This is a genomic window from Desulfatibacillum alkenivorans DSM 16219, assembly GCF_900142135.1.
Classification (GTDB): Bacteria; Desulfobacterota; Desulfobacteria; order Desulfobacterales; family Desulfatibacillaceae; genus Desulfatibacillum; species Desulfatibacillum alkenivorans.
The window spans coordinates 1-13,240 of record NZ_FQZU01000051.1; the positions used below are offsets into that span (position 1 = coordinate 1).

13 protein-coding genes are annotated in these 13,240 nt (G+C 52.7%); 6 read left to right on the forward strand and 7 right to left on the reverse strand.

Translation table 11 applies throughout. The annotated features are described in order from the left end of the window. Window positions 1-380 precede the first annotated feature (380 nt). Entirely contained in the window at window positions 381-518 is a 138-nt protein-coding gene (locus BUE18_RS28830) for a DUF1016 N-terminal domain-containing protein (protein ID WP_425290532.1), read from the forward strand. Window positions 519-646: 128 nt separating this feature from the next. Here the strand turns inward: BUE18_RS28830 and BUE18_RS24315 are convergent, their stop codons facing one another. The 7 genes from BUE18_RS24315 to BUE18_RS24345 form a co-directional block, all read right to left on the reverse strand. Next, entirely contained in the window at window positions 647-1,510 is an 864-nt protein-coding gene (locus BUE18_RS24315; protein WP_244549375.1) for an alpha/beta fold hydrolase, read from the reverse strand. Window positions 1,511-1,556: 46 nt separating this feature from the next. After that, complete coding sequence (locus tag BUE18_RS24320) at window positions 1,557-2,678, reverse strand: branched-chain amino acid ABC transporter permease (protein WP_083611273.1); 1,122 nt, start codon at window positions 2,676-2,678, stop codon at window positions 1,557-1,559. Between the two features lie 3 nt (window positions 2,679-2,681). Beyond that, window positions 2,682-3,671 carry a branched-chain amino acid ABC transporter permease gene (locus tag BUE18_RS24325; RefSeq protein WP_073478748.1) on the reverse strand — a complete coding sequence of 330 codons (990 nt, stop codon included), beginning with the start codon at window positions 3,669-3,671 and terminating at the stop codon, window positions 2,682-2,684. Window positions 3,672-3,690: 19 nt separating this feature from the next. Continuing rightward, window positions 3,691-4,413, reverse strand: a complete 723-nt coding sequence (locus BUE18_RS24330; protein WP_073478749.1) for an ABC transporter ATP-binding protein — start codon at window positions 4,411-4,413, stop codon at window positions 3,691-3,693. Continuing rightward, window positions 4,406-5,182: an ABC transporter ATP-binding protein gene (locus BUE18_RS24335; RefSeq protein ID WP_073478750.1), complete on the reverse strand. Its 777-nt coding sequence runs from the start codon at window positions 5,180-5,182 to the stop codon at window positions 4,406-4,408. Before BUE18_RS24335 ends, BUE18_RS24330 begins: the two co-directional genes overlap by 8 nt. Window positions 5,183-5,260: 78 nt before the next feature. Then, window positions 5,261-6,460 carry a substrate-binding domain-containing protein gene (locus BUE18_RS24340; RefSeq protein ID WP_073478751.1) on the reverse strand — a complete coding sequence of 400 codons (1,200 nt, stop codon included), beginning with the start codon at window positions 6,458-6,460 and terminating at the stop codon, window positions 5,261-5,263. 182 nt (window positions 6,461-6,642) lie between these two features. Next, window positions 6,643-7,503, reverse strand: a complete 861-nt coding sequence (locus BUE18_RS24345) for an SDR family oxidoreductase (protein WP_073478752.1) — start codon at window positions 7,501-7,503, stop codon at window positions 6,643-6,645. A gap of 325 nt (window positions 7,504-7,828) precedes the next feature. Here BUE18_RS24345 and BUE18_RS24350 point away from each other — a divergent pair, with 325 nt between their 5' ends. The 5 genes from BUE18_RS24350 to BUE18_RS24370 all read left to right on the forward strand — a co-directional run bounded on the left by BUE18_RS24350 (window position 7,829) and on the right by BUE18_RS24370 (window position 13,230). Beyond that, window positions 7,829-9,256, forward strand: a complete 1,428-nt coding sequence (locus BUE18_RS24350; RefSeq protein WP_073478753.1) for a sigma-54 interaction domain-containing protein — start codon at window positions 7,829-7,831, stop codon at window positions 9,254-9,256. A 487-nt stretch (window positions 9,257-9,743) separates the two neighbouring features. Next, window positions 9,744-10,685: a DUF5655 domain-containing protein gene (locus tag BUE18_RS24355; protein WP_073478754.1), complete on the forward strand. Its 942-nt coding sequence runs from the start codon at window positions 9,744-9,746 to the stop codon at window positions 10,683-10,685. 415 nt (window positions 10,686-11,100) lie between these two features. Beyond that, window positions 11,101-12,342 carry a tyrosine-type recombinase/integrase gene (locus BUE18_RS24360; protein ID WP_073478755.1) on the forward strand — a complete coding sequence of 414 codons (1,242 nt, stop codon included), beginning with the start codon at window positions 11,101-11,103 and terminating at the stop codon, window positions 12,340-12,342. A 119-nt stretch (window positions 12,343-12,461) separates the two neighbouring features. Further along, window positions 12,462-12,959 (forward strand): MerR family transcriptional regulator, encoded by a 498-nt coding sequence (locus BUE18_RS24365; RefSeq protein ID WP_073478756.1) that lies wholly within the window; start codon window positions 12,462-12,464, stop codon window positions 12,957-12,959. Between the two features lie 58 nt (window positions 12,960-13,017). Next, window positions 13,018-13,230, forward strand: a complete 213-nt coding sequence (locus BUE18_RS24370) for a helix-turn-helix domain-containing protein (RefSeq protein ID WP_073478757.1) — start codon at window positions 13,018-13,020, stop codon at window positions 13,228-13,230. Window positions 13,231-13,240 lie beyond the last annotated feature (10 nt).

The window sequence follows — 13,240 nt, forward strand, 5'->3', positions numbered from 1 at the left end:
ATACCAAGTTGCGTTCAAAAAGGTAAGAATATTTCAGGAAAAAATCAAAAAGACGCTGGGTCCCGGCTTGCGGACGATCCTAAAAAGCAGGATCGCCCTTGCCGGGATGACGATTATTTGCGGTAAGCGAAAGAGCAAAGGGCGCTTGAAGCCCTTTTATGAGGATGCCGGGGGCGGCCTCTCCCCCTCTTTGTCCGGCATGGCCGCCGCTCTCCGTCATCCCCGTGGAGGGAGGGCGGCGGGATGATTGCGGTTGTTTTGCAATCATCGTGACGCAATCCCGGAAACGGGGACCCATCGTCTTTCCCGAATAGCGCCGGGGTGTGGATCCAAAGCCCGGAAAACGAATGAGCAAATTACTCAAATGACAGCAACTTGGTATGAAAGCCCTTAATCTTAAGTATATGCGAGCCTTTGCCGAAGCTTGGCCCGATCCTGAATATGTGCAAGAGTTGCTTGCACAATTGCCCTGGCGTCACCGGATTTTAGCAACAAACGCGTTGACGCAAGACTCTTAACACTATCGTCGCACAGCGTCTCTATTCCTTTTTGGAGCCAGAAAAGGTTGGCTGAAGCGCTGCATTTCATCAGGAAGGCTCGGCCCTGTTAAAGAATGAAAAACACAACGCTATGAAATAGAAAAACCTTAAGATCCGCCTAATTCCAAAAAGCGTTTCAGGGCGGCGTTCCTAGCCGGATGGGGCTGAAAAACAATCCCGTAGTGATTGACGCCTTCCGCCTCAAAGAGCTCGGCTTCGGGAATCTGCCGGGTCATCCTATCCGCCACGTCTTCCGGCAGCAGCAGATCCTTGTCGCTCAAGAGCCCTTCGGTCGCCCGCAGGATCAATACCGGACATTTCACCTTGCCGTAATAGTCGGCGCATTGCAGCAACCGCACATTGGCGGCTTCCTCGGCGATATGGGCTGCATCGATGTTGGTGCGCACGCCGCCTTCCGCCGGTTCCAGCTCGTGACGGCAGTAGGTCTCGATGGCTTCGCTCCATGGGTGCAGATAGGGGGCGGCTTTCATCTTTTCCATGTACGCCTCTTCCGAATCGAAAATTTGTCCCAGGCGATCCAGGGCCGGCTTGATCCCCTTGAAAACCTCTTCGAATTGCTCGGGGGAAAGGTCCCCGCCGCCGTCCACCAGCACCAGGCGGTCAGTGTACTCAGGATATTCAGCGGCGAAGGCAAGGCCGATAAAGGCCCCCAGGGAGTGCCCCATGATGACGGCTTTCTCGAAGCCCAGGTCGTCCAAAAGGCATTTGATATCCTTGGTGTGATACTCCATGGAGTATCCATGGTCAGGCTTGTCCGAGTATCCCCTGCCTCGCAAATCCATGGCCATGACCTGACGCGCGGGCGCCAGCAGGCCTGCGAAAACGTCCCAGCAACGGCAATTGGCCGTTATCCCGTGGATGCAAAGGATTGGCGTTCCGCCGCCCTCCCAAACCGCCAGATTGATATTGACTCCGTCCCCTTTTACCTTTTTCATGACCGGTTCAGGCATGGCCGCCACCCCCTGTGTTTTGACTTGTCGTTAAATGTCCATAATATCAGGAACTGAAAAACGCCTCCCCCCTGGCCCGGGCGATGAACTCCCTCGCCGACCCGACAACGCCTTTGGGGAAGAAGATAACCACCAGTATAAATAAAATGCCGAACAGCAGCAGCCAACGCTCCAATATGGTGTGCAACAGCGAAGCGTTGGGGAAAAGGTCAATGGCCAGTTTTTGCAGGTCCGGCAAAAAGGTCTGGGTAATCAGCAGAAAAGCGGCCCCCACGATGCCTCCGTACAATGTTCCCATCCCTCCGATGATCACCATCAAGAGTACATTGAGCATGATGGCCATGACCTCGAGGGTGGACTCCGGGTTTACATACCCCACCCACATGGCGTACAGCCCGCCTGTCATGGCGGCCACAGTGCAGCCGAGCACGATGGACAGGGTCTGGAAATAAAAGGTCTTATACCCAAGGGCCTCGGCTCTGTCGGTATTATCCCGAATGGCCTGCAACACCCTGCCCAGGGGCGAATGGGTGAATCGCAGCATGAGTGCAAACAGCCCCAGGCATGCCAGCAGGATAAAGTAATAGGTTATCACGCGGCCGCTGATATCCAGCCCTAAAAAACTCCCCGGGCTGAACGCCGCGGAGAAGATCCCCGGCAGGCTGATGCTGATTCCATCCTCTCCGCCGGTGAAATGGCTCAGTTTGTTGGCCAGGACGATGGTCAACTCCGCCAGGGCCAGGGTGATCATTGCGAAAAAGATCGCCTTGACCCGCAAAGAGATCAGGCTGACGATCAAGGCCAGGACGCAGGCGACCGCTACAGCCAGCAGCAATCCCAAAAACAGGTGAAAATAGGTCGGATCGCCGTATTTGCCGTTTAGAAAAGCCACGCAATAAGCCCCGATCCCGAAAAACATGCCATGCCCGAACGAGAGGATCCCCGTGTACCCCAGCATAATGTCAAAGCTGGCAACGAGGGACGCAAAGATGATGATTTTCAGCGCCAGATCCAGGGTCTTATAGGATGGGCCCAGAAAAGGAATTAGCACAAACAGGGCCAAAACAAGGCAGGGCAATACAAACCCGATGCTGTAATACCTTTTTTTGCGCTGTTCGCGCCGGAGCATACTGACCGGCGTTTGCTCTGTTGCAGTTATTTCCGCCATGATTTATTTACCCGCGGTGAAGAGGCCTTTCGGCCTGATGAGTAGAATGATGATCATGATGATGATATTGACGCCGGCCGCCGCCCAGGGAACCAGATAAGCCACGTAATTATAAGACAGCCCCACGATCAGAGCCCCCACCAGGGAGCCTGTGACGCTGCCCAGCCCGCCGATGATCACCACGATAAATGCGAAAAGGAGATAGGTCGAGCCCATGTCCGGATAGACCTGCAGGCTGAATATGGACATGGCCAGGCCCCCCAGGGCGGCCAGGCCCGCGCCCACGGCGAAGACGCCTGTAAAAAGCAGAAAGATGTTGTGCCCCATGGCCTGCACCATGTCGCGGTTTTCAACCCCCGCCCGCACGATCAGTCCCAGTTTGGTCTTCTTTAGAATAAGCTGGACGGCGCCGAAAACCAAAGCCCCTATCAGGATGCAGATAATCCGGTACCGGTCGATGATGACGTCAAAGACGTCCCAGTTGCCTTGAAAGGTGAGGGGCACCGACATGACGTCGTCATTGGGCCCCCAAATCACGCGGATCATTTCCACCAGGACGATGGTGGCGCCGAATGTGATCAGAATCTGAAACAGATGATTGCCGTATACCCTCCTTACGATCACCCGCTCTAAAACCATGCCCAACACAGCGACCACCGTCATGGCGCAGATGATAGCCGCAGCAAAGGCCCCGAAATTCAGCAGCACCGAATCGGCCTGGACCCATTTTTCCAGGAGCTTGAAGGTGCTGAAGCCCACATAGGCGCCCCAGGCGAACAAGGCGCCGTGGGCGAAGTTCAGCACATCCATTAACCCCAGAATAATGCTGACTCCCGACGCCACCAAAAACAAAAGCATGCCCATGGCCAGCCCGGCGATGGTCAGGGTCAGGTAGGTTTTGGGGGGCATGCCGAAAAGGGGCAGCAGCAACAGAACGGCGATCCCGGCAATGACGAGTTCATTGTCCCAGCGTTTAAGTATTGTCTCTGTCATTGGCTTTCCTTCAATTCGGTCAGCTTTTGGATTTGGATATTCCCAAATATCGGCTTTTCAATTCTTCATCGTCCACAAGGGCTTCCATCCGCCCGCTGTGCACGATGCGCCCGTCATCCAAAATGTGAAAATAATCGCCCACGGCGCTGGCCATGTAGAAATTCTGCTCCACGAGAACAACGACGCACTCTTCCTTGATCTGGTTTATGGCCTCGATCAGGGCCTCCACGATGATGGGCGCCAGCCCCTTGGAGGGCTCGTCGATTAGCAGCAGGGAAATATTGTTTACCATGGCCCGGCCAATGGCCAGCATTTGCTTTTGCCCGCCGCTCAGGTTTCCGGCCGGCGCATGCCAGAACTTGCCCAATGCGCCGAATAATTCCAGGATTCTGTCCAGCCTTCCGGCTGTGGCCTCATCCTCTTTGAGCTTGGCCACTTTGAAATTCTCCTCCACGGTCAGATCGGCGAAGATTCCCATGTCCTCCGGGACGTAACCGATCCCCATACGGGCGATCTCGTAGGGGCGCTTGCCTTGTATGTTCATGCCGTTGTAGACGATGACCCCCTCTGACGGCGGAAGCAGCCCCATCAAGGTTTTCAGGGTGGTGCTCTTGCCCGCGCCGTTGCGGCCGATGAGCACGGTGACGGCGTCGGCCCGGGCTTCGAAGGAAATGCCCTGAAGAATATGGTGGTGGCCGATGTAGGTCTGCAGATTATCGGCTTTCAAGACGGCATCATTCACGTTTCGCCCCTCCTCCCAGATAAGCCTCCTGGACTTCTTTGCTGCGGTAGATGGTTTCCGGGTCGCTGTCGGCGATGAGGCGGCCGTCCTGCAGAACGGCGATGGAATCCGATAGATTCATGATCATATCCATCTTGTGCTCCACCAACAAAATGGTTTTGTCGCCCATGGATTTGATGCGCTCCAGAATCTCCAAAATGGCGGGCACTTCCTCCTGGGACATGCCCGCCGTGGGTTCATCCAGAAAAAGAATCTCCGGTTTCAATGCCATCAAAATGGCCATTTCCAGCTTGCGCTGCTCGCCATGCGTCAGCAAATTCGCCGGATACAACCATTTTTCATCCAAAAGCACTTCCTTGAGAATCTGGTAGGCTTCATCCTCACAGGCCGAAAAATGGAGATAGTGACGCCAGAAATTGAACCCGTACCCCTTCCGGGCCTGGATGGCCAGACGGACGTTTTCCAGGACCGTCAGCAGGGGAAAGATGTTGGTGAGCTGAAAAGAACGCCCCAACCCCAGCCTGCAACGCATGGGGGCGCTCAGGTTGGTGATGTCCTTCCCCTTCAGAAACACCTTGCCGCCTGTGGGCTTGTATTGACCGCTCAACAAATTGAAGAAGGTGGTTTTGCCCGCTCCGTTGGGGCCGATAATCGACTTTAACGTAAACGGCATAACCTCCAGGCTTACCTGGTCCACGGCCGCATGGCCGCCGAAACGGATGGTAAGGTCCTTTACGGCGATTATGGGGTTGTTATTCGTCGCATTCATGGCATTCGCTCCGGCGGTCCGCTGGAATCAGCCCGTCTCCATCCGGAGACGGGCGAATTGGGTCGCTTGGGCCTCAAACTACTTTTTGTTTGCAATGGGCGGAGCCGTTTCATCCATGGTCAGCTCCCGGGTGAGCACCGGAATGGCCCATTCTACATCCGGGTCCACTTTCAGCTTAAAAGCGAACATGGTTTGCAGGGCCTGATGATCCTCCTTGCGGAATTTCATCGTCCCTTTGGGCGTCATGAATTCCATGCCTTCCATGGCGGCGATGAGCTTTTCCGTGTCCGTGCTTCCGGCGGCCGTGATGGCTTTCACCACCGCGCCGGCGGCTGCAAAACCGCCGCATGTAAAGAAATCCGGGGGATCGCCAAAGCGTTTGAAATGCTCTTCCACCAGCCAGTCATTCACGGGGTTTTTAGGATTTTCGTAGTAATAGTACGTGGCGCCCTGCATGCCGTCCAGCGGCTTCATCATCTTGAGAGCCGCAAGGACGTTTCCGCCGCTGGTGATCTCGATTCCGTATTTATCGAGTCCGGCCGATATCAATTGGGGAATGGGGCCGCCTTTTCCGGCCCAGATCACCCAGACGAATTTGGGCTCCGGCAGGTCTTTCATGGCCTCAATGATTCTTTGGATCGGGGCCACAAAATCCGTGCCCTTGGGGTCGCAATACTCCTCGTGCACGATTTTGGCGCCCAGTTTTTCGGCGGCCTCTTTGTAGGCGGCGATGCCGTCCCGGCCAAAGGCGTAATCCTGGCCGATGCAGGCGATGCTCACCCCGGGTTTGGCCACGGCCGCCGCATTGGAAATGGCGTCCTGGCTGGAATTTCTTCCGGTTCTGAAAACATACCGGTTCCAATCCTTGCCGGTAATCGAATCCGCTACCGCAGGCTCCACAATCAAAATCTTCTTGAAATCCCGGGCCACGGGCAGCACCGCCAAGGCCACGCCGCTGCTGGTGGGGCCGATGGCCAGATCAACCTTGTCATCGCTGTATAGTTTGGTGAGCAGCATCTTGGCCCTGGCCGCTTGAAGCTGAGTGTCTTCGATGACCAGAGTCACATCCCTGCCGTTTATCTGATTGGTTCCCTTGGTGAAATACTCCAAACCCATTTTGAAGCCGGTGACCTCGGCCTTGCCGTAGATCTCCAAAGGTCCGCTGAGTCCCTGTATAATGCCGATCTTGATGGGCTCCGCTCCCAGCGCCGTTGAAGCCGTCATGGCTATCGACGCGCCTACGACCAGTAAAAATATGATCCCCGCTCTTGCTTTCATCGGATACCTCCCTTGTGGGTTGATTAAAGAGAATCCAAACAACCTGTCCTATAAATCGCTCCTATTCCGGCGGCCTGTCGCCGCATAGCCCAAGGCGGCGCCCGATGCCGGCGGTCGTTTGCCGAAAAGCTGAAATTGCTCCTAAAGAGCCGTCATGCCGGGCATGTAGCAAAATTGATACATCAGTAGGTGAGGACCATGCCGCCGTCAAACAGCATATCCCCTCCCACGAGATATTTGGCGAAACGGGAAAAGCCGAAAAGCATCAGATTGGCCGCCTCAATGGGCGACATCATCTCCTTGATCCGGGAAGCCCCCATCATGACATCGCGAACAACCTCTTCAGGCTTAATGCCGCGCTGCGCCGCCTGGGCGTTGATCTGGTTCAGGGCCAGGGGGGTTTTGACAAACCCCGTGCTGAGCGTAAAGGAACGGACCCGGCCTTCGCCTTCGGCCGAGATGGACTGGCTCAAGGCGCGCAATCCGAACTTGGTGATGTTGTAGACCGGCTTGTTCCTGGTGCAGATATGAGCGTGCACCGAGGCCATATTGGCGATGACGCCGCATCCGTCATGGCTGTTTTTCATGTGGGGGATGGCGAGCTTGGAGAGATAAAAAGGCGCCCGGAGCATCAGGGACTGCATCTGATCGTATTTGTCCATGGGGAAGTTTTCGACGGAGTCGATATGCTGAATTCCCGCGATATTGGCCAGATACTTGATGGCGCCCAGCTTGGCCGCTTCCGTCACAGCCTTGTCCATGTCCGCGTCCCTGGACAAATCGCACGGCAAAAACACCATTTGCCCGCCCATGTCGCGGGCCAGCTTTTGCGTCTTGCGGCCTTCTTCCTCATTGATGTCCAGGCCGATGGTCATCAACTGGTTCGCCGCTGCCGCAATGGCCGTAGCCCGCCCGATGCCGGTGCCGGCGCCGGTGACGATGCAGACGTTGGAACTGTTGAATTGCGGGTCTGACAGGATCAGAATATCCTCACTCCCGATGGCCGGTTCCTTGGCGTCTTCCGGTTTGATGGTTTCTTCCATGGACGTCCTCCTGCAGAAAAGAGTGTGCGGAAAGTGGTGCAAATAGATAGAGCAAGTACCGTGCCAGCTGATATTGCCCCCGATATAACCTGAGAGGATAACGAGTCTATAATATTCAACTATTTGAAATTATGTCTTTATCCGAAAATCTTCCCGCCGCGCGAGGATCTTTGTGATAACACGGGCCTGGACAGCAGGCCCCGAAAAGTGTATCCTCCGATATACATGTCCTCGAATTGCTACAGTTAAGCGGTCCAATATCCGGCAAATCTTCAAATCAATCTTTCCATATTCACGAAACCCCTATGTTGTTAAGGAGGCGGCCGTGGACGACAAAGACCTCAGAATAGAAGCGCTGGAAAAGGATTTGGAGATGCACCGGGCCATATTCGACAGCATCTTCAACGGCGCCCTGGTCACCGATGAAAAAGGCATCATCACGCACTTCAACAAGCCCTACGGCGACTTTCTGGGCGTGGACCCGGAATCGCAAATCGGACGGCACTGCACCGAATCGGTGGTCAACAGCCGCATGCACATTGTAGCCCGCACCGGCGAGCCCGAAATCAACCAGTCCCACAACATCATCGGCAAGAAAATGGTGGTTCAGCGCATTCCCATCAAGCGCGACGGCCGGGTCATCGCCGTATTCGGGCAGGTTCTGTTTAAGGACGTGAAAGACTTGTCCAGGCTTGCGTCCGAGCTCAAGGTCTTGGAATCCAAGGTCAAACTCTACGAGGCGGAGCTTCTCAACCTGAGATCCACCCGCTACACCCTGGACAGCATCATCGGCGTCAGCCGTACCATCAGGGAGTTGAAGCAGGAAGCCCTCCGGGCCGCGGCAACGCATTATCCGGTGCTCATCTGCGGGGAAAGCGGCACGGGCAAAGAGCTTTTCGCCCAGGCTATCCACCATGCCAGCAATCGTAAGCTCTTCCCCTTTGTCCGCATCAACTGCGCGGCGATTCCCAAGGATCTCCTGGAAGCCGAGTTGTTCGGCTACGAAAAGGGCGCATTCACCGGCGCCCGGTCCGACGGCAAACCCGGCAAATTCGAGTTGGCCCATCAAGGGACGCTGTTTTTGGATGAAGTGGGCGACCTGCCCTTGGAAATGCAGCCCAAGCTGCTTCGCGCCCTGGAAGACAGGGAATTCGAGCGGGTGGGCGGGAACAAGATTATTCGCAGCGACTTGCGCATCATCGCCGCCACCAATCAGGACCTGGATCAAATGATGGCGGACGGCCGCTTTCGCAAGGATCTTTTCTACCGGCTCAACGTCATACCCATTAATATCCCTCCCCTGCGCAAGCGTAAAAACGATATTATCCCCTCCGCCGAATATATTCTCAGACAATTGGCGGCGGAAGCCAACCTGCCTGGCATCAGCATGGATAAATCCGCGCAGGCCGCCCTGCGAAACCACCAGTGGCCGGGCAACGTCCGCGAATTGTCCAATGTGCTTGAGAGAACCTTGTCCGCCTTGAACGGCAAAACGATAGGCCTGTCGGATCTGCCCTTTTATCTCCACCAGAATCGCAAGCCCCTCTCGAACGGAGGCTCTTCCTCCTTAAAAGCCGTGCAGGCCCACATAGAGCGGGAAAGCATTTGCTCCGCCCTGGAGCAAACCGGGTACAATAAGGTCAAGGCCGCTGAACTGCTTGGCATCCACCGCACCCTGCTTTATAAAAAGATAAAAAAATACGCCATTCCCCTGGAAAAAAAACCCGGAGAGAATAGAGCCCCAAAAACATAAGAGCTTTAATACTATGCCTCCGGCGGCGAACTTTTTGGAAAAAGTTCGATCAAAAACCTTTGAATGGCGCTTCGCGCACAGCATCGTTAAGTCCGTCATCCCCGAATGTTTCTATCGGGGACCCAGCGTCCTCAATCCCCGTCATCCCAGGGTGATGGGATTTGAACCCATCACTCGATCTCCGCGCCGTTCAGCAACGGACGGCGCCCTAAAAACCGAAACCCCTAACCCAACAGCGCTATCCCTCAAATCTGAATGCCATGATTTACCCCTTTTCTTGCCATTTTACCCTTAATGGCCTACATATAGCCATTGTCCCCAGATTAAGCCGGATTATTTCCGACAGCGTTCATTTCTTGAATTTTATGTAATAACAAATATTTATAGTAATGCTGCGCAAAAAGAGGCGGGGCTTACTAAAGATCAGGAATCTGCGCCAAATCATATTGAAGTCACTTAACACAGTGAAAGAAAAACAGGAGATCCCATGAGCGATATCAAGTTGTTTTCAATATCCGGCGGCAAGGTTTTCGAGCTACAGGGAAAATCGGTTGCTTTGGAGAAATCCTTGCAGAATCTTATGGAGGCGAACCTGGAAGCCTTTTTAGGCGTTCGGTTCCTGGCCTCGGAGTATTACACGGGAAAGGCCTTTAGAGGCAAGATTGACACCTTGGGGCTGGATGAAAACGGCTGCCCGGTCATTATCGAGTACAAAAGAACCCTCAACGAAAATGTCATCAATCAGGGCTTGTTTTATTTGGACTGGCTTATGGATCACAAAGCCGAGTTCGAGCTGTTGGTGATGAAAAACATTGGCAAGAAAGAATTCGAAACCATCGAATGGGGCGCTCCACGCCTTTTATGCATCGCCGGTGATTTTACCAAATACGATGAACACGCCGTGGCCCAGATCAACCGGAACATAGAGCTGATCCGCTATCGAAAAAACGGCGATGAATTGCTGCTTCTTGATTTGGTCAATGCCACCACCGCCACTTCCTCCGCTTCAGGCTCCTCCTTCGCCGTCGCCGACTCTACGGCGCCGTCCAAGGCGGTGGCCGCCCCCGTCAAATACAAGACCGTCTCAGAATATCTCTCCGATGCAAACCAGGGCTTAACCGACCTTTTTGAGGCGTTGAAAGATTACTTGTCGGCCTTGGGCGACGATGTGCAGATGAAAATCCTCCGCTTTTATATAGCCTTTAAGAGAATTAAAAATTTCGCCTGTCTGGAGATTCGCCCCAAATCAAATGTCCTTTTGGTTTATGTGAAGGTTAATCCTGACTCCGTGGCATTGGAAAAGGGGTTCACGCGGGACGTCCGCAAGATCGGGCATTACGGAACCGGAGACCTTGAGATCACTATCCGTTCCGAGGAGGATCTGGAAAAAGCCAAAGACCTTATTTTGAAGAGTTACGAAGCAAGTTGAGATAAGGACGCCTTGGCTTTGCGCCGGCTGCTTTCAATTTAGGCATAAAAAAAGGGATTAGGCGGTTTCGCCTAATCCCTTTGGCTTTTCTATGGTAGCGGGGGCTGGATTCGAACCAACTACCTTCGGGTTATGAGACCATAGGAATATATAAAACCGTAATTTACCTCAATTTATATTTTTTTACTATTTATCATAATATCAATCTATTGACTGAAATATTCATTTATGCTAAATTCCCTCCATTAACCCTGTTTATTAGTCTTTAGGTTGGAAATAGGGTTGGAAATTGAGAATCGGGTAAACCTTCGGGGGTATGATCCTGTTTATTCCTGCAAAAGGTTGGAAAAGGGGTTGGAAATGACAGCGTCCGCCTTTATGGCAGGCGCTGGGAAGGCGATGAGGGAGGTTGCACATGTCTAAGCGAATCAAGGTGGATGGGTACGCCGGGGTCTATTTTCGTATGGCGGACCGTATCGGCGGCAAGGGACAGGAAAAAGTCTATTATGTCGTCTATAAGAAAGATGGCAAGGTCGTTGAGGCCAAAGCAGGACGACAATATTCCGATAATATGACCCCCGCCAAGGCAGCCCGCTTTCGGAGTAACCTGATAGAGCAACGCGAATTGACGCCCCAGGAGAAGCGCATAGTCGAACAGGAAGCCAAGGATGCGGAGGCAGTGCGGTGGACACTGGACAGGATTTGGGAGGAATACAAAACCCAGCGCCCGGACCTGAAAGGCATTGTGACGGACCAAAACCGCTACGAGTCTTACCTGCAGCCTGCGTTCGGGGATAAAACGCCGTCCGAGATCCAGCAGCTGGAAGTGGACCGGCTTAGAATCAACATGCTCACCAAGCCCCGCAAACCCCCGAGATTCAGGAATGGTAAAAGGATGGCGAAGCCCAAAGATGGGAAACTTCCCCCACTCACACCTCAAACGGTAAAAAACACCCTGGAGATCCTTCGCCGGATCATAAATTTTGGAGAGCGCAAAGGACTGTGTGAAGGGCTTGCTTTCAAAATAACTTTTCCCAAAGTGGATAACACCAAGACCGAGGATTTGACTCCTGATCAACTCAGAGACCTTTTGGACGCCATTGATAAGGCAACCAATACCGAAGTGGCCGCGATCATGAAAATGGCCTTGTACAGCGGCATGAGGCGCGGGGAGTTGCTTAAACTGCAGTGGGATCACATCGATTTTGAACGTGGCTTTATCAACATAGTGGATCCTAAAGGAGGGGCAAGCCAAAAGGTTCCTCTGAATGACGCCTCCCGAACTCTGCTTGAAAACCGTCCCAGGGCGGACAGCCCCTATGTTTTTCCCGGCAGGGGAGGCAAACAGCGGGTCTGCATTCGGCATGAGGCCAACAAGATCAAGGAAAACGCCGGCCTGCCCAAGGACTTCCGGGCCTTGCATGGTTTGCGTCACGTCTATGCGTCCATGCTGGCAAGTTCAGGCAAGGTGGATATGTACACCCTGCAGAAACTCCTGACACACAAAAGCCCGCAAATGACTCAGCGTTACGCCCATTTAAGGGACGATGCTCTAAAACAGGCTTCCAATCTCGCCGGCAACTTGATCGATGAGGTGGTCAAAGCAAAGGAAAAGGAACCGGAGAAGAAGGTTGAGGATTTGCCCAAACGGAAATAAACAGACATACTAGGAGACAGATGGCTATCAAGAAAGATAGGAAAAAAAATTATTGACAAATATTTTTGCTCGACATATCATAAATACGTATTAATGATTATAGCATAATGCGAGGACATATGGATCAGGATTTATACTCAAAAAGCCAAGCTGCGAAGCTGCTCGGGATCACGCCAAGAACAATACACTATTACACAGATCTTGGATTAGTAGTTCCAAAGATAAATCCAACCGGTAAGGGGACAACAAGATGGTACTCTGTCGGCAATCTTTTTGAATTGATGTTCATAAAGGAATTGGCCTCCAGCGGAATAAGCCTTGAATCAATTAAGTATGTCATTGACCAGCTTTCTAGGAGAGTCGACTCACCAATTGATTTTAATTTAACATACAACGTTGGAACTCGGACGTATTTACTTATATTGGATTGGCATACAGATCATGCCCGTGCCTTTACAATTACACCAAATGAATCAGGGATGGTTGAATTTGGATTGCATGAAGCGTTTAAAGCAATGGTAGTTGATATTACAAGGATCTGGGAAAGTGTTGCAAATGCTACTGGAAGTCAAGAGGCTAAACATTATGTTGATTTAGTGAGTTTGAAGTCCGACTAAATTTTTTTTGGCCATATAAATCAGTTCAACGTATTAATGTTTAAAAAGGAGGTGCGAAGTGAATGCTATTTTGAAAGCGGAGATAATTAAGGTTTTTTGGAGCCAGGCAAACTTTGCGGATCATATAGGAGTTAGTGATTCTCTAATTTCCAAGGTTGTCAGAGAGCGAAGGAATTTATCTCAAAATGAAAAAACGCTATGGGCGGAAAGCCTTGGTGTTTCGGCCTCATACCTTTTTCCCCAAAAACGCGGTGAAAACTCAAGTGACTAATAAGTGAGAA